This is a genomic window from Nocardia sp. NRRL S-836 (genome assembly GCF_001279525.1).
GTDB lineage: Bacteria > Actinomycetota > Actinomycetes > Mycobacteriales > Pseudonocardiaceae > Lentzea.
Genome location: NZ_LGDY01000091.1, coordinates 583,462 through 604,264 on the forward strand (window position 1 = coordinate 583,462; position 20,803 = coordinate 604,264).

Sequence of the window (20,803 nt, forward strand, 5' to 3'; positions counted from 1 at the left end):
CGTGCCCAGGCAAGTCCACGCCGTTTCCGGCCGAAGGTCGACATCGTATTTTCGCAGCGGCACATTCACACCGCTTATGGCATTTCGAGAACCAATTCGCAGTTCTACCGCGCACCGAGCCGGCCCACGGCCTTTCGCGCGTGTCCGGCGTTGGGAAGGATGCCGGCAGGGGGTGGTGCCGGTGGGTGGGGACGAGTTCACCGCGGCGGAGGTCGTGGCCGCCGCGCTGGCGAAGTGGGACGCGCTGCGGCAGGAGGCCGGACGGGCCGGCGATTCGGAGTTCCGCGGCTGGTACTTCGACGTCGTGGCGGCCCACGGCGATCCGGACACCTTCGCGTTCCTGACGTTCGAGGCGGCGGTCGAGCTCTCCCGTCGCGACCGCGTGCCCGACGGCTTCCTGCTGCTGGGCTGGCTGGGGCAGCACATCGCGAGCAACTTCGGCGGTGACCTCGCCGCACGCGCGATCATGGCGCTGACCGACACGTGCGCCGCGTGGTCCGTCGACCGGCAGACAACCGCCCAGGCGGTCCGGGTGCTGCGCGACCTGGTCGACGCGATCCCCGCACAGCAGGACGTGCGGGTGGAACACGCGGTGTGCCGGGCGTTGTCGAGCCTCGCGCACCTGAGCGGCCGCCACGTCACGGTGGACCGCGCCAAGATCGCCGACCTCGGCGCGCTGTGGCGTGAGCTGGCCGCGCGGTGCAGCGACAGCACGGACCCCGATCTGCGCGGGTGGCGGGCACACGGTCTGGGCAACCACGCGCTGATACTGGTCCAGGGCGGCCACGAGCACACCGCACGCCAAGTGCTCGCCACCATCACCGCCGAGTTCGGCACGGACCCGCCGGGCTCGTCGGAGGACGTGGACCTGTGGCTCTCCCGGGCCCGGCACGCCGTCGAGGTGCTGGACCGGTTCGACCTCGGCGAGCCGGAGCTGAAGCTCGACTACCTGCATCGCCAGCGGTACTGGGACCGGCGCCGCCGCTCCACCGCGCGCGGGTTCTTCTCCTGGCTGCGGTCCGGCGCGCCACGCAACCGGATGCGCGAGCTGGTCCGCCGCGCCCGCGCCCAGCACCGCAGGTCCGCAGGCGCGGTGCGCAGCTGGCTGTGCGCCGGTGAGCCGTTCGTCCTGCTGCTGCGCAACTTCGAGCTCACCGAGCGGTCCGGCACCACCTCGTTCCTGCTCGATCCCGACGACCCGGCCGACCACGTCCAGGTGATCAACCTGAACGACGGCGCACCCGCGCTGAGCGAGCTGGCCGCCTCGGTGCCGCTGGTCCTGGTGGCCAGCACGACCGCGGGCGAGCTGGAACTGGGCCAGAACTGGGGCCAGTTCACCGCACCGGTCCGCCTCCACCTGCCGGACGAGACGTGGTTCGACACCGTCTCGACGTTGATCGCGGTCGCCGACCAGGTGGTCGTCTGGGCGGCGGAGCTCAGCCCGGGTCTGGCGCGGGAGCTGGACTTCCTGACCTCACAACGGCGAACCGACGACACGCTGGTGGTGCTCGACGGCGTGGAGAGCCCCTTCGCGCAGGCGGTCCTGCCCCGCACCGGCGGCGAGCGGCTCACGAAGGACCACCCGGCGCTCGCCCCGTTCCCCCACGTCGTCGACGCGGGGGAGCTGAAGGGCAGGCGCATGGCCGAGTGCCCGTCGCTCGTTCGCGTGCTGGACCGCCTGGATGAGGCCCACCGTGCGCCGCTCGGTGAGCGGCTGGCGAGGATCAGTGCTCAGCTCGGTGCACGGCGAAGCCCGTAGGCGTTGCGGATCCCGCGTGGGCGGGGGAGGACGACAACGCCTGGCAACACCGTCCACATCGAACGCGGTGCCGGTGCGGAGTGCACAAGCGGTGATGGGCGGAGGCATTGCCTGCCGCCTCCCGCTACTGTGACCTGCAGTAGTCCGGGGGTGACAGCGTGGTGGCGCGGCCAGACCGGCTCGCGGAGAAGCGCGAGCAGCAAGGAGACACCCAGGAGTCCTTCGCGAAGACCGCCGGGGGAGGTGCGAACACGACGGCTGACGCCGACATCGCCGGCCATGTGCGGAAGAGCCAGCAGGAATGGCTCCGCGTCCGTCATGCCGCGAGCAACCACGGCTGTCAGCTGTCCGAGCTGGCGGCCTGGCTGTACCCACCCGGTCAACGCGCGCCAGGTGGACATGTCCTCACCGGCCCAGGCTGGCTCCTGGACGAACCCGTCGCACTCGACTCGGTCCATCTCACGTTCTCCGATGCCGGACACCCAACGCCTGGCCTGGGCCCCACCGACCACGTGCTGCCGTTGACCTCACGAGGTGACCGCTACTCCAGTTACAGCCGCGCGGTACGTGATCTGGTACGACCGCGGCTGCTGGAGAACCGCCGCAGCTACCGCCTGCTCGACGTCTCCACGGACAACGGGCTCGCGCTCACGTTCGGCACCACCACGTTCTTCGAGGTCTTCGACATCAAGGAGTACCTCTCGCACGAGTTCAAAGCAGCCTGGCTCGCCGCACGCGGACCCGCACCCGACTGGGCGGACCTGCCCCTTCGCGCCTCGATCGGCGACCCTTTCGATCCCGAGCGACTGCTGATGTCGCCCGGCATCAGCACGTTGACCATCCGCAAGGACAACTGCGGCGAACACCGCTTCATGATGCACCAGCGCGACGGCCGTGCCGTCGCGGACGGCGGAGGTATGTGCACGGTCATGCCCTCCGGCGAGTTCCAGCCGTCATCACTGGCCGAAAGTGACCTGCACAACGACTTCTCGTTGTGGCGCAACATCATGCGCGAGTACTCCGAGGAGTTTCTCGGCAACCCCGAACACGACGGCGCCGGCGCGCGCTCCATCGACTACGCGCGAGAAGAACCCTTCCGATCATTCGAACAGGCGCGTGCCGGCGGCCGGTTCCGGCTGTGGCACTACGGCCTCGTCATGGACGCACTCACCCTCGGCGTGAGCCAGCGAACCGTCGCCGTGATCGATGGCGACGTCTTCGACCGGCTGTTCAGCGGCCTGGTCGCAGTCAACGACGAAGGCCTCGTCGTGGGAGAGGCCGGCCGGACCGGCTTCCCGTTCACCGGCGAGGCGATCGACCGCCTCGAGCGCCGGTTGTCCGCCAGCTCGCTGACGCTGCTGCGCATGGCTTGGCGAGATCGTCAGCTCCTGCTGCAGGACTGAGCGCACTCAGCAGCACCTCAGATCGGGCTGCAGCTCAACGCCGGCGCCGCCGCCGCGCCGCTGGCCTGGAGCCCGAACGTGGTGCTGCCACCCGCCCCGACGGAGCCGTTCCACCCGGCATCCGTGGCAACCACACGGGCACCGTCCTGCTTCAGGCTCGTGCCCCACGAGCGCGTGACCTGCTGACCGGCGGGCCACGTCCAGCCGACCCGCCACCCGGCCAACGCCGTGCGGCGGTCGTTGGTGACGGTCACCGTCGCGACGTGCCCGGTGCCCCAGTCGCCGTTGACGTGCAGGCTCGCCGAACACCCGGCCCGCGGCAGGACGAGCAGCGTGATGGAGTTCGCCGGATAGGTCGCGTCGACCCGGCCGCCGCTCACGGCGACATCGCTGCGCACGATGGCGCTCAGATCGGCTGGGCCGTAGGTGAAGCGCTGTGCCGTCGCGGTGCCGTCGAACCCGGCCACCGACAGCGGTGAGGTCAGGTCCTCGCCGGTCTTGTTGACGACCATGACGGTCAGCGCGTCGTCGGACGAGCGTTGTGCCGCGTACACCGACAGCCGGCCCTGGTCGGCGGACGTGGCCGAGACGCTGACGTCGCCGAAGCGGCTGCCCGCGCCGTCGTAGTTGCGGTACATCCGGAACGCGTAGGCGCCCGGATCGGCCGGCTTGGGCTCGCCCCACATCGTGGCGAGGTCGAGGCCCTCACGTCCGAAGATGCCGAGGACGTCGGCCTGGGCCAGCGCGCCGTTGATGTCGTCCAGCGCGCCCCAGCTGTACTCGGTGATGGCGGTCTTGGTGCCGGGGTAGTGCTGGGCGATCCACGACTTCATCGTGCGGATGAACTGCAGCGGCGGCGCGTTCACCCCGCCGGGGCCGATCCACGACTCCTCGACGTAGGTCGGGTCCCACAGCGAACGGACCGACCGCAGGCGCAGCTCGTTGCTCTCCGGGTCCTTGCCGCCGCTGATCTGCGGGTAGAAGTGCTGGTCGAAGTAGTCGAGGTAGCGCTTGCCGCCGTGGGCGTCGCTGTAGTCCTTCATGTTCTTCAGGTACCACTGCGAGAGGTTGAGCCCGCCGTGCGCGGCCGCGTCGGCGCCCGGCCCGCAGCCGTCCAGCCCGGAGGCGACCCATTCGCAGTACCCCCAGCCGGACGGACCGAGGACCGCCGCGCTCGGGTCGGCGGCCTTGATGGCCGCGGCCGTCGCCGTGCCCTTGCCGCCCAGCTCGTCGTAGGTGACCGGCTCGGGGTGCACGTCGCGGTGCGTGCTCGACCACAGCACCGGCTCGTTGTCGAGCTCGTAGATCGGCACGCCGCCCTGCGCGGCCGTGCCGAACCGGCTCACCAGGTGCGCCACCATCTCGCCGGCGAACGCCGCGTCGGCCCTGATCGAGGTGTCGGTGGGGACGCCGCTGAGGTTCGTCCCGTCGAGCTTGCCGTTGCCGCAGTTGGGATCCCACTGGTCGAAGCTGTCCTGCCGCGGGTACCGGGTCGCCGGGAAGCCGCAGGCGAACGGGTGCGATGACGGCGAGTCCTTGGCCACCCAGCCGGACATGGGCACGGTGACGACCGGCTTGATGCCGCGGTCCAGGTTGGACTTCACCACCGACTCGACGGTGTGCTGCTCGTCGGCGACGATGTTCTCGAAGAACCAGTCGCTGCCGGTGTTGTAGGTGTGGTTCTTGAAGTTGTACCGGCTCGACGCGTTGCCGCCCCAGCGCGCCACCGACTGGCCGATCTCGGCGTTGAACGCGGGATCGCCACCGTTCAGGCCGTAGATGCCGGGGCTGATCGCGTGCCGGGCGGCGGACACGTCCACCGCCAGCTCAGGCCCGGCCGCCGCCGGGCTCGCGGTCGCCTGGGCGGTGAACGACGCGGCTATGAGGGACGCCGCCAAGCCCGTGGCCGTGATCGATCGCGCCTTCTGCCATCGTCCGATGCCGACCACAGCCGCCCCGCTTCCCTGCGTGGATGTGTGCCCACCGGACGGTTGCGGGGAAAGCGAGAGGCGTCAAGCGCGGCAGGATCGATTCGACGTCGAAAAAGCGATCCCGGTGGGTGCGTTCACCCGATCATCGAACTTCGCGCCCCACAACGGTCTCGTGACCCGGTGCGGTGCTCCGGACGATTTCGGTGGCGCCGGTCGGCCCGTCCGGGGTTCACTCCGGTGCGTGACAGGTGACTACGCCCCGCCCGCCGACCTGGCCGGCCGCGTCAGCCGGGTGTGGTGGCGCAGCGGGGACCTGCCGCTCGCGTTGCCGCAACCGGCCGTGGACCTGCTGGTGTTCGCGGACGGCTCACTGTGGCTGAGCGGCCCGGAGACCGAGGCCAGGACCGGACGCTTGACCGCGCCGCTGACGGGGGTGCGGCTGCGACCGGGAACGTGTGCCGGGGTGCTGGGCATAGCCGCGGACGAGGTGCCGCTGGCGGGGATGCCGTTCCCCGGCTCGGGGCTGCGCGACGGGCTGCGGGCGTTGCGGGCACCGGCCCGTCCGGCCGATCGGGCGGTGGGTCAGGTGCTGCGGGCCATCCGCGCGGACCCCGGTGTGCCCGTGTCACGGCACGCGGCGGCGGCCGGGGTGTCCGAAAGGCAGCTGCGGCGCCGCTTCCTGGTCGCGGCCGGGTTGAGTCCCAAGGCGTACGCGCGCGTGGTGCGGTTGCATCGGGCGGTGGCCCTGGCGCGGTCGTCGCCGGTGCCGGACTGGGCGGAGATCGCTGTGCGCAGCGGGTTCTACGACCAGCCGCACATGATCGCGGAGTTCCGGCGCGCGGTCGGGACGTCGTGCGTCCGTTTCTTCCAAGCCGGCGGCGCGGGCGGGCAGCACCCTCGTCGGCATGTCACTTGAGGAGATCTTCGCTTTCCACCGGCAGGACGTGGGCCCGGTGCGGTACGTCGAGCCGATCGGCGGCTGGGTGGTCACGCGGTACGCCGACGTGGCCAGGGTGCTCACCGAGCACGCGGTGTTCTCCTCCGACGAACTGCGCTACAGCGCGCAACCGGTACCGCACGGCTCGAACCCGTTGCTGCGCAGTCTCTCCGCGACTGACCCACCGCGGCACCACGCGTTGCGCCGGATCGTCAGCCAGGTGTTCACACCGCGGGCCGTGTCGTCGCTGGAACCGTTGGTCGAAGCGCATGTCGGCGCTCTGCTCGCCGCGGCCGGCCCGACCTTCGACCTGGTCGGAGAGGTGGCCGGTCCCCTGCCGGTGCGCACGATCGCGGGTCTGCTCGGCGTGGAACCGGTGCGGTGGCCGGACTTCGTCCGCTGGACCGAGGACATCACGTCGTTCTTCGGCGCGTTCACCGCGGACGAGACCCGCCGGACCGCTTTTCACGCGGCGGTGGGGGAGATGCGCGCGTGTTTCCGCGCGGAGATCGAGCAGCCCACCGGCGTCATCGCCACCCTGGCGCGGTCGGGCCTCACCGCGGACGAGGTGCTCGACTTCTGCGCGCTGCTCCTGGTCAACGGCCACGAGACCACCACGACCCTGCTCGTCAACGCGGTGCTGTGCCTTGCCGACCGGCCGAAACCGGCCGACCTGCGACCGGCCGTCGAGGAGGTGCTGCGCTACCTGCCGCCCACGGGCGGAACGGACCGGTTCGTCACCCGGCCCACCACGCTCGGCGGCCAGGAGCTCCAGCCGGGCCAACGGGTCGTCGCGATGATCACGGCGGCCAACCGCGATCCCGACGTCTTCGCCGACCCGCACACGTTCGACCCGGACCGGACGGCCAACCCCCACCTGTCGTTCGGCCGCGGTGTCCACTTCTGCCTGGGCGCCCACCTCGCCCGCATGCAGGTCCGCGTCGCCCTCGCCGCCCTGCTCGACCGGCCGTGGCGGATCACCGGCGTCGACACCCGCCGATCCCCGGTCGGTGTCGACGTCCGGAAAGTCGCTTTGGCGACGAACAGGCGGTGTTGATCGCCCCTGACGGCAGATCGCAATGCCGAAATCACCGGCACGAAAGCGAATACGGCTCAGCGCCACGCTCGATCTCCGTACACTTCGGACCTTCATACAGACCGACGACAGGGGGCCGTGATGAGCGGGATCAAGGTGTTGGTGGCGGGGGCGAGCATCGCGGGGCCGGCGCTGGCCCACTGGCTGCGCCGGCGCGGTGCCGAGGTGACCGTGGTGGAACGGGCTCCCGGCTTGCGGCCGGGCGGTCAGGCGGTGGACGCGCGCGGGGTGTCCAAGGAGGTCATCCGGCGGATGGGGCTGGAGGAGGTGGTGCGCGCGGCGTGCACCGACACGGCCGGCGCGCACACCGTGGACGCCGACGGCACCGTGCTGGAGACGTACCGCGCGGAGGACGACGGTGGCGACGGGTACATCGCGGACGTCGAGATCCTGCGCGGCGATCTGTCCCAGGTGCTCTACGACGACACCCGCGACGGTGTCGAGTACGTGTTCGGCGACCGGATCGCCGAGCTCGCCCAGGACGCCGACGGCGTCGACGTGACCTTCGCGGGTGGCGACCGGCGGCGGTTCGACCTGGTGGTCGGAGCCGACGGGCTGCACTCGGCGTTGCGCGGGATGGTCTTCGGGCCGCGGGAGCGGTTCCTCCGCCACCTCGGGCTCGTGCTGGCCTTCTACAGCGTTCCCAACGAGTTCGGCGTGGACCGCTGGATGATCGACCACCAGGACCGGGAGACCGGTCGCTCCGCCGGCCTGCGGCCCCTCAAGGACGCCACCCACGCCATGGCGATGCTTTCCTTCCCGGCGGCCGACTTCACCGTCGACCACCGTGACGTCGAGGCGCAGAAGAACCTGCTGCGGGAGCGGATGGCGGGCCTGGGCTGGTGGACGCCGCGCATCCTCGCGCACCTCGACGACACCCCGGACTTCTACCTCGACCAGGTCGCTCAGGTCGTCATGGACCGCTGGTCGCACGGACGGGTCGGGCTGATCGGCGACGCCGCGTTCAGCTCGTCGCCGATGTCCGGTGGGGGCACCGGGCTGGCGCTGGTCGGCGCCTACCTGCTCGCGGGCGAGCTGGCCGCCGCCGACTGGGACCCCGAGGCAGGGTTCGCGGGCTACGAGGCGCGGATGCGGTCGTTCGTCGAGGCGAACCAGGAGATCGGCCGGTTGCACGTCCACAGCCTGCTGCCGCAGGCCGAGCCGGGCCAGGAACCCGAGGAGGAGCCCGACATGGAGGCGTTCACCGCGCTGATCCAGCGCGCGATCAACGGCGCCGAGCTGCCCGACTACGCCGGGTTGCCGGACGCCGGGGTGAGGGAGCCGGCCCAGCCGTAGCCGCGACGACGGTCGGCTGGCGCGGTCGCAGGACACCCACGTGAGTGCAGGCGCGTGACGCTGAGGTGGTGCCCCGTCACGGGGAGCTGAGCGCACAGGTGCCGGGCGTCCTGTGGCCGCGCCGACAGCCCCAATGTGAAGCGTGCCACCCCCGTGAGCACCCATTTCGTGGAACGGCGGGGCTGGTGCTCAAATACTCCCCGCAGGCACTGGAGCCCTCGCTTTCGGCGAAGCGGCGCGCGTGCCGATGCGCGGATAACGTCCCCTTTCCCGGCTCACGGGCGGCACGCGGAGGTGCGGCGGGGAGTCACACGGAGGAGGCGGAGCGCGGCATGCAACGACGGGTGCTGCTGGGTCGGGAGGCGGAGCGCCGCGCGCTGGCTGCCCTGGTCGAGCAGGCCGGCTCCGGGTCCGGCGGCGCGGTGGTCGTCCTCGGCGCCCCCGGGATCGGCAAGTCGGCGCTGGTCGCGGAGGCGGCGGAGCGGGCAGCGGCCCGCGGCACCAGGGTGGTCACGGCGGTGGGGGTGGAGTCGGAGGAGGACGTGGCCTGCGCCGGCCTGCACCAGCTGGTCCACCAGCTGCGCGACGGGATCGACGACCTGCCGGGACCCCAACGCGCCGCGTTGCGCGCGGCCGTCGGGCTCGACGACGAGGCCGTGCCCGACCTCTACCTCGTCGGCCTGGCCGCGCTGACCCTGCTGTCGGACGCGGCGGTGAGGGCACCGCTGCTGGTGGTCGTCGAGGACGCCCACTGGATGGACCGGGCCAGCCTCGACGTGCTCGGGTTCGTCGCGCGGCGCATCGAGTCCGACCCGCTCGCACTGGTCGCCGTCACCCGCTCCCTCGACGACCGCCTCGCCGGCGCCGGGCTGCCCGTGCTGCACCTGAACCCGCTGACCGACGAGGTGTCGGGCGAGCTGCTGGACGAGGTGGCCCCCGGCCTGGGGCAGCAGGTCAGGCGGCGGCTGCTGGTGGAGGCGGCCGGCAACCCGCTGGCGTTGACGGAGCTGCCGGTCGCGTTGCAGTCGGTCGGCGGGGCGTACGCGCTCACGCCGGGCCCGCTGCCGTTGACCGAGCGGCTGGAGCGGACCTTCACGGCACGGGTCTCCCGGCTCCCGGCCGACACCCGGACCGTCCTGCTCCTCGCGGCCCTCAACGGCGACGGCACGATGGACGAGTGCCTCGCCGCCGCCGGCCGGATGCTCGGGACACCGGTCGACGTCGCCGCCCTCGAGCCGGCGGTCGGCGCGCGCCTGCTGGAGCCGTGGGGGATGGTCTTCCGGCACCCGCTCGTCCGCTCGGCGATGCACCACGCGGCGACCGCCGCGGAACGGCAGGCCGCGCACGCCGCTCTCGCCGCCCAGCTCCAGGGACAGCCCGACCGGCAGGCGTGGCACCGCGCCGCCGCCACCGCCGGTCCCGACGAGCAGGCGGCACAGGACCTGGACCGCACCGCCGGCCGGGCCCTGCGGCGTGGCGGGGTCGCCGCGGCGCTGGCGGCGCTGCGGCGGGCGGCGGAGCTGAGCGCGGACCCCTCGGCCCGTGCGGACCGGCTGCTGCGGGCGGCCGAGCTCGCCCTGGAGTCGGGGCAGAGCGACGCCGCGGCGCACCTGCTGGCCCAGGCCCGTTCGCTGGACCTCTCGGTGCGGCAGCAGGGCCGTGCGGCCTGGGTCGGCATCGCCCTGGTCGAGGGGTCGGCGCAGGGCGAGGGCACCGCGACCGCCGAACTGGCCGAGCTGGCCGTCGAGATCGCCGCCGACGGCGAACGCGTGCTGGGGCTGCGCATGCTGTGGGGCGCGGTCCTGCACTGCTTCTGGGGCGAACCGGGGCCGGCCGCACGCCGTCGGGTCGCCGCCGCCGCGGACCGGATGCCCGTGGACGCGGACAACGCCGACCTGGTGGCGCTGCGGGCGTACTGCGCGCCGGTCGAACGCGGGCGAGCGGTCCTCGAGTCCCTGGCCGACCAGCTGGACCGGTCGTCCGAGGACGCCGAGGGGGACCAGCTCCTCGGTGCCGCCGCGGTGACGGTGGGCGCTCCGGCACTGGCGGGCCGGCTGACGGCCAGGTCGCTGGACGCACTGCGGGCGCAGGGCCGGCTGTCGATGCTGGCCAGGGCCCTGTGCGTGCAGGCGGGCAGCGCCGCGCGGCTCGGTGACGTGCGCGCCGCCCACCTCGCCGCCGAGGAGGCCGCCGAGCTGGCCCACGAGACCGGCCAGCCCCTCGTGCACGCCATGGTGCACGCCATCCGCGCCCAGCTCGCGGCCGTCTCCGGCGACCCGCAGGCGGAGGCGTGGGCCGCGGAGGCGGAACGCGTCGCGCTGCCCGGTGGGGCGCACCCGGTGCTGGCCATCGTGCAGATGGCCCGCGGCCAGGAAGCCCTCTGCCAGGGCCGTTACGGCGACGCCTTCGGGCACCTGCGGCGCGTCTTCGAGCCGGCCGACCCCGCCTTCCACCCGTGGCTGCGCTTCTACGGGCTCGCCGAGCTGGTCGAGGCGGCCGTGCGCAGCGAGTCCGCCGAAGCGGCGCGGGAGGTCCTGCGGGAGCTGGCGCCGCTCGCCGAGCCGACCCCGTCACCCGCCCTGCTCTGCGGCCTGCGCCTCGGCCGGGCCCTGCTCAGCCCGCCGGACACCGCCGAGCAGCACTACCGGGAAGCCCTCGACGCCGTCCCCGTCGACTGGCCGTTCGAACGGGCACGGGTGCACCTCGCCCTGGGCGCGTGGCTGCGGCGGCACCGGCGGCCAGCGGAGTCCCGCGTGGTCCTGCAGGCCGCGCGCGAGGTCTTCGACGCACTCGGCGCGTCGGCCTGGGCGGAACGGGCCCGCCAGGAGCTGCGCGCCGCGGGCACGTCGTCCCCGCGGCAGGACCCGGCCGCCGTCGACCGGCTCACGTCGACCGAGCTGCACGTCGCCCAGCTCGCCGCGCAGGGGCTGACCAACCGGGAGATCGGTGAGCGGCTGTACGTTTCGCCCAGGACGGTCAGCACGCACCTGCAGCGGATGTTCCCCAAGCTGGGCGTGACCTCCCGCGGCGAGCTCGCGGCGGTGCTGCGCAGTACGACTACGTACGTCGAAGACGTCGGCTGACGGACGCGAACGGCCCTGGTCGCTGCATAGGTTTCGTGCCATGCCCGGTCCGCACACGGCGGACGGGCGGGAAGGCACCATGGGAACCATCACCGTCGGCACCGAGGGTTCGACCGACGTCGAGCTGTACTACGAGGACCACGGCTCCGGCCAGCCGGTCGTCCTGATCCACGGCTACCCGCTCGACGGCCAGTCGTGGGAGAAGCAGACCGACGCGCTGGTCAAGGCCGGCTACCGGGTCATCACCTACGACCGCCGCGGCTTCGGCCGGTCGAGCAAGACCATGACGGGCTACGACTACGACACCTTCGCCGGTGACCTCGACAAGGTCCTGACCCAGCTCGACCTGACCGACGTCGTCCTCGTCGGCTTCTCGATGGGCTCGGGCGAGGTCGCCCGCTACCTCGGCACCTACGGCTCGCAGCGGGTGGCGAAGGCGGCTTTCCTCGGCTCGCTCCAGCCGTTCCTGCTGCAGACCGACGACAACCCGGCCGGTGTGCCGCAGTCGGTGTTCGACGGCATCGCCGAGCAGGCCGAGGCCGACCGCTTCGCCTGGTACGAGAACTTCTTCGTCGACTTCTTCAACACCGACGAGACGCTCGGCTCGCGCCTCAGCGACGCCGCGCTGCGGGCGAACTGGGTCACCGCCATCGGCTCGGCGCCCGTGGCGGCCTACGCGTGCGTCCCGGCGTGGCTCACGGACTTCCGTGCCGACGTGGAACGCATCGACGTGCCGTCGCTGATCCTGCACGGCACCGCCGACCGCATCCTGCCGATCGACGCCACCGCCCGCGAGTTCCGCCGCCGCCTGCCCGACGCGCGCTACGTCGAGATCGACGGCGCTCCGCACGGCCTGCTGCTCACCCACGCGGCCGAGGTCAACGCCGCCCTGCTCGCCTTCCTCACAGACTGAGAACTGACATGCACACCTTGAGAAACCGCATCACCGCTCTGCTGGCCGTGCTCGCCGCCGCCGGCGGCCTCGCCCTGCTCGGCATGTCGAACGCGGTGGCCGCCCACCCCACCACCGGCCAGAAGCCCACGATCGTCCTCGTCCACGGCGCCTTCGCGGACGGTGCGAGCTGGAACCCCGTCACCGAGCGGCTGCACCGCCGCGGCTACACCACCGTCGCCGTGGCCAACCCCCTGCGCGGGGTCGCCTCCGACGCCGAGGCCCTCGACACCCGCCTGGCCGCCATCGACGGCCCCGTGGTCCTCGTCGGCCACTCCTACGGCGGTGCCGTCATGACCAACGTGAAGGCACGCTCCCCCAAGGTGAAGGCGCTGGTGTACGTCGCCGCCTTCGCCCCCGCCGCCGGCGAGTCCGCGGCCCAGCTCGCCGCGAAGTACCCCGGCAGCACGCTGGGCGACACGCTGGCACCGGTCGCACTGCCCGACGGCTCGAAGGACCTCTACATCAAGCCCTCGGTCTTCCGCCAGCAGTTCGCGGCCGACGTCCCGGCACGGGAGACCGCTCTCATGGCCAGCACCCAGCGCCCCATCCGTGACGCTGCACTGAACGAGGCGTCCGGCACCCCCGCCTGGGCGAGCATCCCCTCGTGGTTCCTGCTGGCCGGCGCCGACAAGAACATCCCGGTGCGGGCGCAGAGGTTCATGGCCGACCGGGCCGGCGCACGCGCCACCGCGACCGTCGACGGCGCCTCGCACGCCGTGGCGGTGTCGCGTCCGAACGCGGTCGTGGACCTCGTCCTGCGCGCTGCGGCCTGATGTCGCGCCCCAGCTCCGTGATCCGGTGGATCGCGGGGCTGGGGCGGTTGCCGTGCCGGAGTCAGAGGGAGTTGCAGCGCGCCTGGGTGAACTGCAGGTATCCGGAGCGGGTGCCCGAGCTGACCGCACTGCCGTCGCAGTCGATCGACAGGAACCCGTTGAACTCCGTGTGCTCGCGGTCCGCCCACCACTGGTACAGGCACGCATATCCGCTCTTGCACGCGGGAATCGCCTGCGCCGGACCGGCGGGCATCACGACGGCAGCCAGCACGGTGGCGGCGACGAGCACACTGCGACGGATCACGACCGCACCCACTTCCGGAGTGTTCGCTGACGTGGCCCGGTGATCACGCCATCCTCTTCCAGCAGAATCCCATCGCGACCACCACGCGGACACCACCGACCGGGCCTCAGCGCGTTGGTGCGGCGGGTTCAACCCCGATGTGGTCGCCGGTACGGCGATCGGAGCTGTTCCCCGACGAGATGAAGTCGACCCGCCCCATGGCCGAGCCGCAGGGCGCCGACGACTTCTACGCCTACTGCGACAAGACAGAGACCTCGGCCTGGTCGACTGGTCGTGTGACGCGCACCAGCATCTTGCCGGTGTTGTCGCCGCGCAGAACCCCGAGGAACGCCTCGACGAGGTTCTCGAACCCGTCGACCACGGTCTCGCTGACGCGCACCGAACCGTTCCGCACGTGCGGCACGAGGAAGCGCTCGAACCGTTCGCGGAGGTCGAGGTGCTCGCGCACCAGGAAACCCTCCACGCGCAACGACTTGAACATCACGTCAGCGAGGTTGTGCGGCGCCGCGGGCGGAGCCGAGCTGTACTGCGCGATCGCGCCCGACCAGGCGACGCGGCCGTGCGGGCGCAACGCTGCGATCGCGGCGGCGAGGTGGTCGCCGCCGACGTTGTCGAGGTAGACGTCGATCCCGTCGGGGGCGAGCCGCGTGAGCTGCTCGGCGACCGGGCCGTCGTGGTGGTCGAACGCCGCGTCGAACCCGATCTCCCGCAGGTGCGCCACCTTCGCGGCCGAACCGGCGCTGCCGATGACGCGTCCCGCGCCCATCAGCCTGGCGATCTGCCCGGCCGCGCTGCCGACACCGCCTGCCGCGGCGGACACGAACAGGTCCTCGCCGGGCTCCAGCCGCGCGATCCGGGTCAGCCCGACGAACGCGGTCAGCCCGGTGCCGCCCAGCACGCCGAGGTAGGCGCTCAACGGCACCCCGTCCGCCTGGTGCACGCGCCGGACCTCCGCGGCGTCGGCCACGGCGTGCGTCGACCACCCGCGGCGGTGGAAGACCGTTGTGCCGACCGGGAGTTGTGGTGACCGCGACTCGACGACCCGCCCGATCGCCCTGCCTTCAAGCCCGGCCTCGCCCGTGTTCATCAGCTGCCGCATGTACGGGTCGACTGACACGTAGACGTTCTCGACCAGCACCTGCTCGTCGGCGAGAGCGGGCAGCGGCTCCGTGACGACGGTGAAGTCGTCTGCCACAGGTGTTCCGGACGGGCGCCGGACCTGGCGGACGGCGAGGAATGTGCTCATGGGCGGAAACGTAGGCAGCGAGGTCCCCGTGTGGGCAGCCCGTGGAGTTGATCGATGGCGCCGTTCCATGAGCGCGGTTCATGGATAGTGGGGATGTGGACCTCACGCCTGCCGACCTGCGCCTGCTGCTCGCCGTGGATCGCACGGGCAGCTTCACCGCCGCCGCGAGGGAGATCGGGCTGACGCAGTCCGCCGTCTCCCACGCCGTGCGCGAGTGCGAGCGCCGGGTGGGGGCAGTCCTGTTCGAACGCGGGCGGTCCGGTGCGCGGCCCACGCCCGCCGGCGAACGGGTGGTGGTGCACGCCCGGCAGGTCCTGCGCCAGCTGGAGCTCCTGCGCACCGAGGCCCGTGACGCCGCGGCCGGGTCGATCTCCGGGTCCGTGCGCATCGCGACGTTCCGCACCGCCGCCGCCCACCTGCTGCCGCCGGTGCTGGACCGCCTGACCACCCGGTTCCCCGCCCTGAAGCCGCAGGTGCTCGTGGTGCCGGAACTGGCGAGGGGTGCCGCGGGTGAGGTCGCCGACGGCCGCGCCGACCTCGCCATCGCCACCCTCGACGACAACGCGGAGCTCCCCGGCCTGCACCACGGCGAGCTGTTCACCGAGCCCTACCTGCTGGTCCACCCGGCCGGGCACCCCGACCCGCGCACACTGCCGCTGCTCGACTGGCCGGAGAACTGCTCCTCCTACACCAGGAACTGGTGGCGAACCCAGGACTGGCTGCCGCGGCGCAGGCTCGACGTGGCCGACGACAGCGTGGTGCTGTCGATGGTGGCGCAGGGCATCGGCATTGCCGTCCTGCCGCGGCTGACGCTGCACACGACCCCGACCGGCGTGCGGGTGGTGGAGCTGGGCCCTGACCAGCCGACCCGCAGGCTGGTGCACGTCACCACGACCGCGGCCCGGCACTCCCTGGCGGTGCGGGAGCTGATCCGCGAGCTGAGGGCCACCACCGCGGCCTGAGGTCGCGGGTCAGCGCAGCAGGCGGCGCAGCACCTGGTCGAGGTCGGCGTGCTTCGGCTTGCCCGGTGAGACCAGGGCCTGGAACAGCAACCCGTTGAAGAGCGCGGTGAGCGCCCGCGCGGTCGTGACGTCCACTTTGGACGTGAAGACGTCGGTGAGCATCTCGTCCCACGACGTGCTGGCGGCCCGCAGCGCCGGCCGCCGCAGGGCACCGCCGTACAGCTCGTACGCGAGCACGCTGGTCTGCCGGTGTTCGCCGGCCAGCAGGACGATGAAGCTCGCCAGCTCGGTGCTCAGGTCGGCGTCGGAGGGCAGGGACCGCGCCCAGTCGCGCAGGCGGGCGACGTTGCGTTCGGCGACGGTGTGGACGGCGGCGTCGAGGAGCTCGTCCAGGCTCAGGAAGTGGTAGGTGGTGGAGCCCAGCGGCACGTCGGCGCGGGCGGCGGCGGTGCGGTGGGTCAGTGCGGGCAGGCCGGACTCGGAGATCACCTCGACCGCGGCCTCGATGATCCGCTGCCGGCGGTGCGGGTCGTGCCGCCGTGCCATCGTCGCTCTCCTTACCGGTTCGCCGAGTCGTCGCGCAAGAGGCGTTCTCGCAGGGGACCACGATACGGAACGGTCCTGACCGGGGATGTGTACGTCAGTACATTCACGGCGTGTCCAAGATCCAGGCGTCACGGTGGTTGCTGGTGCGGCTGATCGCCATCGCCGCGCTGTTCCTGCTGTGGCAGCTGGTCGCGCTGGCCGAGATCTGGCCCGCCGCCGTCCTGCCCAGCCCCGGCCAGGTGTGGGACCAGCTGCTGTCCACATCGGCCGCGTCGAACGGCCAGGGCGGCTACGCCGGTTCGACGCTGGCCGAACGGCTCGGCGTCAGCCTGCGGCGGGTCGGCTACGGGTGCTTCTACGGTGTGCTGCTGGGACTTGTGCTCGGGCTGGCAATGGGGTTGGTCCCGGTCGTCAGGGCGGTGACCGAGCCCGCCGTGGCGTTCCTGCGCGCCCTGCCGCCGCTCGCCTACCTGAGCCTGCTGGTGATCTGGTTCGGCATCGACGAGGAACCCAAGGTCTACCTGCTGATGATCGCCGCGTTCCCGCCGGTCGCCGTGGCCGCCGCGGCCGCGGTGAGCGGGGTCAACCGGCAGTACGTCGAGGCCGCGCAGGCGTTGGGCGCCAACTGGTTCGACGTCGTCCGCGCGGTCGTCCTGCCGGCGTCGGGACCGGAGATCCTCACCGGTGTCCGGCTCGCCGTCGGCATCGCCTACAGCTCCGTGGTGGCGGCGGAGACCGTGAACGGCGCGGACGGGATCGGCGGGATGGTCCTCAACGCCCAGCGCTTCAACCAGACCGCGGTGGTCATCCTCGGTCTTTTCGTCATCGGCATCACCGGTCTGATCATCGACTCGCTGATCGTGGCCGCCCAACGTGCGTTGTCCCCGTGGCGCGGACGCGCCTGAGACCGAGGAGTCGTCGTGCCGATCTCGCGCAGGAACCTGCTGGCCCTGCTCGCTTCCGCACCGGTGCTGGCCGCGTGCGGGGTGGGTGGCTCGTCACCGGGTGGCGCCAAGGGCGTGCGGGTGGCGTTCCAGAACTTCGCCGACAGCACGCTGCTGCTGAAGGACCGGCAGACGCTGGAGAAGGCGTTGCCGGATCACAAGATCACGTGGACCGCGTTCGACTCCGGCGCGAGCATCAACACCGCGTTCCTGGGCGGTGCGATCGACCTCGCGGTGATCGGCAGCAGCCCGGCCGCCGCCGGCCTGTGCCCGCCGCTGAACATCCCGTACCAGGTGATCGAGCTGCTGAACGTCATCGGCGACAGCGAGGCACTCGTGGTGCGCAAGGCCAGTGGTGTCACCAAGATCTCGGAGCTGGCCGGCCGCAAGGTCGCCGCGCCGTTCAGCTCGACCGCCCACTACAGCCTGCTCGCCGCGCTGGAACTGGCCGGGGTGCCCGCGGGCTCAGTGACGCTGGTCGACCTCGAACCGCAGAACATCCAGGCCGCGTGGCAGCGCGGTGACATCGACGGCGCCTACGTCTGGACGCCGGTGCTGAGCGTGTTGCAGCAGGACGGCGTGACGCTCACCGACAGCGCGAAGCTGGCCGCCGCCGGCAAGCCGACGCTCACGTTCACCGTGGCGCGCAAGGAGTTCGCCGACGCCAACCCCGACGTGATCGGCAAGTGGCTCGCCGCGACGAACGACGCGATCAAACTGGTCAAGACCGACCCTGCCACGGTCGCGGCCGCCGTCAGCCGGCAGCTCGGCATCGGCGAGGCCGACGCACTGGCCCAGCTCAAGCAGAACATCTACCTGGACCACGACGAGCAGCGCGGTCCCGACTACTTCGGCACCCCGGAGGCGCCGGGGCAGCTGGCGAACCGCCTGCGTGACACGGCGGAGTTCCTGCGCGCGCAGAAGAAGGTCGACCAGGTGCCGGACCTGGCGGCGTTCCGGGCCGCGCTGCGGGCACCGGGGGCCGGCCATGCCTGAGGTGGGCGAGCTGCGCGGCGTCGAGCACGCCTATCAGACCAAGGCGGGCCCGGTGCCGGCGCTCGGCCCGCTGGACCTGACGATCGAGCCGGGGGAGTTCCTGGTCGTCGTCGGCCCGTCCGGGTCGGGCAAGAGCACGTTGCTGCGCCTGCTGGCCGGGTTCGAGCGTCCGTCCACAGGGGACGTCACGCTGCTCGGCCACCCGCCGGTGCCGGGCCGCGAGGTCGGGGTGGTGTTCCAGCAGCCGCGGCTGTTCCCGTGGAGCACGGTCGGCGGGAACATCGCCACGGCGCTGCGGTGGGCTAAGGTGCCGAAGCCGGACCGACCGGCGCGGGCGGCGGAACTGCTGTCGCTGGTCGGGCTCGACGGCCTCGGCCCGCGGCGCACCTGGGAGATCTCCGGCGGGCAGCAGCAACGCGTCGCCATCGCCCGCGCACTCGCCGCACGGCCGCGGCTGCTGCTGATGGACGAGCCGTTCGCCGCGCTCGACGCCCTGACGAGGGAACGGTTGCAGGAGGACGTCCGCACCCTCACCGATGACGGCAAGTCGGTCGTGTTCGTGACGCACAGCGTCGACGAGGCGGTGTTCCTCGGCAGCCGCGTCATCGTCCTCACCGACCGGCCCGGCCGGATCGCGCTGAGCCTGCCCGTCGACCTGCCCCGCCACGGCCTGACCGCCGACGAGCTGCGCGGCTCACCGCGCTACGCGGCACTGCGCGGCGAAGTGGGTGCCGCGGTGCGGGCGACCCTGACCTCCCGACCCGACCAGCTCGTGGAGAAGGCATGACGATCTCGTTCGACCCCTTGACGACCGCCATCGGCGCGCAGGTGTCCGGAGTGGACCTCGCGCAGGAGCTCACCCCCGAGCAGGTGGCGCAGATCCGGCAGGCGTTGCTGGACCGCAAGGTGCTGGTGTTCCGCGGTCAACACCTCGACCCGTCCGCGCACCGCGCGTTCGCCGCGTCGCTCGGCGAGCTGACGCCCGCCCACCCGGTGGTGCCCGGCCTCGACGAGGACCACCCGGAGATCTACGTGCTCGACAGCGGTGACGGCGGCAAGGCCCCGCAGTGGCACACCGACGTCACGTTCACCCGCACGCCGCCGCTGGGCTCCGTGCTGCGCGCGGTGGCCCTGCCGCCGACCGGTGGCGACACCTGCTGGACCGACCTGGAGGCCGCCTACCTCTGGCTGTCACCGCCCCTGCGCGAGCTGGCCGACAGGCTCGAGGCGGTCCACGACGGGCGCAAGGACTTCGAGGAGCTCCTGCACGTCCGGCAGTCCGGCGAGGGCAACGTCTGGGACGGCGAACGGGTCAGGTCGCTCGACCCCGTGACGCACCCGGTCGTGCGCGTGCACCCGGAAACGGGCCGCCGCAGCCTCTTCGTGAACCCCGGCTTCACCACGCACGTCAAGGACGTCTCCGAGACCGAGAGCCGTGCCCTGCTCGACCTGTTCTTCGCCGCCATCGGCCGCCAGGAGCACAGTGTCCGCCACCGCTGGGCGCCCGGCGACGTCGTGGTGTGGGACAACCGCAGCACCGCCCACCTCGCGGTCGACGACTACGGCGACCAGCACCGGGTCATGCACCGGATCACGATCCGCGGCGACCGCCCCACCGGCCCGCGGGCGGGCGCGGTCTCCGCGGACGGGCACGCATGAGCGTGAGACGTTCGCCTATTCCGCGGCCCGCCGGCCGTGGCTTCACTGGAGGTACGACCACGTAGACACGACAAACCGAGGTGACGCATGACCATCGCGCATCCGCCGAAGCCGGACACCGCCCTGTGGGTGTACGCGCACCCGCGCCGCGACTCGCTGAACGACCGCCTCCTGCAGGCCGGCACCAAGGCGTTGGCGCAGCGGTACGAGGTGACGGTCTCGGACCTCTACGCGCAGGGCTTCGACCCCGTGCTGTCCGAGCGCGACCTGGGGGATCTGGCGGACCGTCCCGGCAACATCGCCGAGCTTGCCGGTGACGCCTATGCCAACGGCCGGCTTCCGGCCGACGTCCGCGAGGAGCAGGCCAAGCTCGCGGCGGCCGAACTGCTCGTCGTGCAGTTCCCGCTGTGGTGGTACGGGCCGCCGGCGATCCTCAAAGGATGGTTCGACCGGGTGCTCACCAGCGGCTTCGCCTACGATGACACCGATCCCGAACTGGGCGTGCCGCGCCGGTACGGCGACGGCGGGCTGGTGGGCCGCAAGGCACTCGTCGTGGTCACGGCCGGCGAGGATGAGCGCTCCATCGGCCCGCGCGGGATCAGCGGCGACCTCGACAGCCTGCTCTTCCCGATCACCCACGGCGTTCTCTGGTACGTCGGGATCGAGGCGCTGGACCTGCACGTGGTCCACGACGCCGACTCGCTCGGCGCGGAAGGCGTCGAGGAGCAGGTCGACCGCCTGGTGGCCCGGCTCGACGGCGTTGCAGGGGAACGCCCGCGGCTGTTCCGGCGCCTGCGCGACGGTGAGTACGCGGGCACGCGGGCCTTGCGTGAGGACCTGCTGCCCGGCCGCACCGACCTGGGCATCCACCTCGCTGACCGGGGCTGACCCGCTCGGCCGATCGGGTCGCGAA

General features: G+C 72.2%; 18 protein-coding genes. 14 read left to right on the forward strand and 4 right to left on the reverse strand.

The window, feature by feature from the left end; translation table 11 throughout:
* Positions 1–181 precede the first annotated feature (181 nt).
* Both ADL03_RS13720 and ADL03_RS13725 read left to right on the forward strand, forming a co-directional pair.
* Positions 182–1,759: a hypothetical protein gene (locus ADL03_RS13720; protein WP_157528577.1), complete on the forward strand. Its 1,578-nt coding sequence runs from the start codon at positions 182–184 to the stop codon at positions 1,757–1,759.
* Between the two features lie 158 nt (positions 1,760–1,917).
* Complete coding sequence (locus tag ADL03_RS13725; protein ID WP_197288302.1) at positions 1,918–3,162, forward strand: hypothetical protein; 1,245 nt, start codon at positions 1,918–1,920, stop codon at positions 3,160–3,162.
* Between the two features lie 17 nt (positions 3,163–3,179).
* On the opposite strand, the gene ADL03_RS13730 is transcribed toward ADL03_RS13725, so the two are convergent.
* The gene (locus ADL03_RS13730) at positions 3,180–5,060 is read right to left on the reverse strand and encodes a glycoside hydrolase family 44 protein (RefSeq protein ID WP_053734000.1); all 1,881 of its coding nucleotides are present in this window, start codon (positions 5,058–5,060) and stop codon (positions 3,180–3,182) included.
* A gap of 274 nt (positions 5,061–5,334) precedes the next feature.
* Between ADL03_RS13730 and ADL03_RS46895 the strand changes: the two genes are divergently transcribed.
* The 6 genes from ADL03_RS46895 (at position 5,335) to ADL03_RS13760 (ending at position 13,233) form a co-directional block, all read left to right on the forward strand.
* Positions 5,335–6,009: an AraC family transcriptional regulator gene (locus ADL03_RS46895; RefSeq protein ID WP_157528578.1), complete on the forward strand. Its 675-nt coding sequence runs from the start codon at positions 5,335–5,337 to the stop codon at positions 6,007–6,009.
* Positions 5,999–7,087 carry a cytochrome P450 gene (locus ADL03_RS13740; protein ID WP_082373098.1) on the forward strand — a complete coding sequence of 363 codons (1,089 nt, stop codon included), beginning with the start codon at positions 5,999–6,001 and terminating at the stop codon, positions 7,085–7,087. Before ADL03_RS46895 ends, ADL03_RS13740 begins: the two co-directional genes overlap by 11 nt.
* 120 nt (positions 7,088–7,207) lie before the next feature.
* Positions 7,208–8,422, forward strand: a complete 1,215-nt coding sequence (locus ADL03_RS13745; RefSeq protein ID WP_053733744.1) for an FAD-dependent monooxygenase — start codon at positions 7,208–7,210, stop codon at positions 8,420–8,422.
* 332 nt (positions 8,423–8,754) lie between these two features.
* Positions 8,755–11,505, forward strand: a complete 2,751-nt coding sequence (locus ADL03_RS13750; protein WP_053733745.1) for a LuxR family transcriptional regulator — start codon at positions 8,755–8,757, stop codon at positions 11,503–11,505.
* A 79-nt stretch (positions 11,506–11,584) separates the two neighbouring features.
* Entirely contained in the window at positions 11,585–12,418 is an 834-nt protein-coding gene (locus ADL03_RS13755; protein ID WP_053734001.1) for an alpha/beta fold hydrolase, read from the forward strand.
* Positions 12,419–12,426: 8 nt separating this feature from the next.
* Positions 12,427–13,233 (forward strand): alpha/beta fold hydrolase, encoded by an 807-nt coding sequence (locus ADL03_RS13760; protein ID WP_053733746.1) that lies wholly within the window; start codon positions 12,427–12,429, stop codon positions 13,231–13,233.
* Between the two features lie 61 nt (positions 13,234–13,294).
* Here the strand turns inward: ADL03_RS13760 and ADL03_RS13765 are convergent, their stop codons facing one another.
* Both ADL03_RS13765 and ADL03_RS13770 read right to left on the reverse strand, forming a co-directional pair.
* Complete coding sequence (locus ADL03_RS13765) at positions 13,295–13,537, reverse strand: hypothetical protein (RefSeq protein ID WP_157528579.1); 243 nt, start codon at positions 13,535–13,537, stop codon at positions 13,295–13,297.
* Positions 13,538–13,769: 232 nt separating this feature from the next.
* Entirely contained in the window at positions 13,770–14,783 is a 1,014-nt protein-coding gene (locus ADL03_RS13770; protein WP_053733748.1) for an NADP-dependent oxidoreductase, read from the reverse strand.
* 95 nt (positions 14,784–14,878) lie between these two features.
* On the opposite strand from ADL03_RS13770, the gene ADL03_RS13775 reads away from it, so the two are divergent.
* Positions 14,879–15,745, forward strand: a complete 867-nt coding sequence (locus tag ADL03_RS13775; RefSeq protein ID WP_231641817.1) for a LysR family transcriptional regulator — start codon at positions 14,879–14,881, stop codon at positions 15,743–15,745.
* 9 nt (positions 15,746–15,754) lie between these two features.
* Here ADL03_RS13775 and ADL03_RS13780 read toward each other — a convergent pair whose 3' ends face one another.
* A complete protein-coding gene (locus tag ADL03_RS13780; protein ID WP_053733750.1) occupies positions 15,755–16,291 on the reverse strand; it encodes a TetR/AcrR family transcriptional regulator in 537 nt (178 codons plus the stop codon).
* Between the two features lie 110 nt (positions 16,292–16,401).
* On the opposite strand from ADL03_RS13780, the gene ADL03_RS13785 reads away from it, so the two are divergent.
* The 5 genes from ADL03_RS13785 to ADL03_RS13805 all read left to right on the forward strand — a co-directional run bounded on the left by ADL03_RS13785 (position 16,402) and on the right by ADL03_RS13805 (position 20,778).
* Positions 16,402–17,196, forward strand: a complete 795-nt coding sequence (locus ADL03_RS13785) for an ABC transporter permease (RefSeq protein ID WP_053733751.1) — start codon at positions 16,402–16,404, stop codon at positions 17,194–17,196.
* 15 nt (positions 17,197–17,211) lie between these two features.
* Positions 17,212–18,231 carry a glycine betaine ABC transporter substrate-binding protein gene (locus ADL03_RS13790; RefSeq protein WP_053733752.1) on the forward strand — a complete coding sequence of 340 codons (1,020 nt, stop codon included), beginning with the start codon at positions 17,212–17,214 and terminating at the stop codon, positions 18,229–18,231.
* Complete coding sequence (locus tag ADL03_RS13795; RefSeq protein ID WP_053733753.1) at positions 18,224–19,018, forward strand: ABC transporter ATP-binding protein; 795 nt, start codon at positions 18,224–18,226, stop codon at positions 19,016–19,018. Before ADL03_RS13790 ends, ADL03_RS13795 begins: the two co-directional genes overlap by 8 nt.
* On the forward strand, positions 19,015–19,890 hold the full coding sequence (locus tag ADL03_RS13800; protein ID WP_053733754.1) for a TauD/TfdA family dioxygenase: 876 nt from the start codon (positions 19,015–19,017) through the stop codon (positions 19,888–19,890). Before ADL03_RS13795 ends, ADL03_RS13800 begins: the two co-directional genes overlap by 4 nt.
* Positions 19,891–19,977: 87 nt before the next feature.
* Positions 19,978–20,778 carry an NAD(P)H-dependent oxidoreductase gene (locus tag ADL03_RS13805; protein ID WP_053733755.1) on the forward strand — a complete coding sequence of 267 codons (801 nt, stop codon included), beginning with the start codon at positions 19,978–19,980 and terminating at the stop codon, positions 20,776–20,778.
* The last annotated feature ends 25 nt before the right edge of the window (positions 20,779–20,803 follow it).

Bases quoted from the DNA above. Each gene is read 5' to 3' on its own strand.
- ADL03_RS13740 (WP_082373098.1), top strand. From the start codon at position 5,999: ATGTCACTTGAGGAGATCTTCGCTTTCCACCGGCAGGACGTGGGCCCG.
- ADL03_RS13745 (WP_053733744.1), top strand. From the start codon at position 7,208: ATGAGCGGGATCAAGGTGTTGGTGGCGGGGGCGAGCATCGCGGGGCCG.
- ADL03_RS13750 (WP_053733745.1), top strand. From the start codon at position 8,755: ATGCAACGACGGGTGCTGCTGGGTCGGGAGGCGGAGCGCCGCGCGCTG.
- ADL03_RS13755 (WP_053734001.1), top strand. From the start codon at position 11,585: ATGGGAACCATCACCGTCGGCACCGAGGGTTCGACCGACGTCGAGCTG.
- ADL03_RS13760 (WP_053733746.1), top strand. From the start codon at position 12,427: ATGCACACCTTGAGAAACCGCATCACCGCTCTGCTGGCCGTGCTCGCC.
- ADL03_RS13770 (WP_053733748.1), bottom strand. From the start codon at position 14,783: ATGAGCACATTCCTCGCCGTCCGCCAGGTCCGGCGCCCGTCCGGAACA.
- ADL03_RS13780 (WP_053733750.1), bottom strand. From the start codon at position 16,291: ATGGCACGGCGGCACGACCCGCACCGCCGGCAGCGGATCATCGAGGCC.
- ADL03_RS13795 (WP_053733753.1), top strand. From the start codon at position 18,224: ATGCCTGAGGTGGGCGAGCTGCGCGGCGTCGAGCACGCCTATCAGACC.
- ADL03_RS13800 (WP_053733754.1), top strand. From the start codon at position 19,015: ATGACGATCTCGTTCGACCCCTTGACGACCGCCATCGGCGCGCAGGTG.
- ADL03_RS13805 (WP_053733755.1), top strand. From the start codon at position 19,978: ATGACCATCGCGCATCCGCCGAAGCCGGACACCGCCCTGTGGGTGTAC.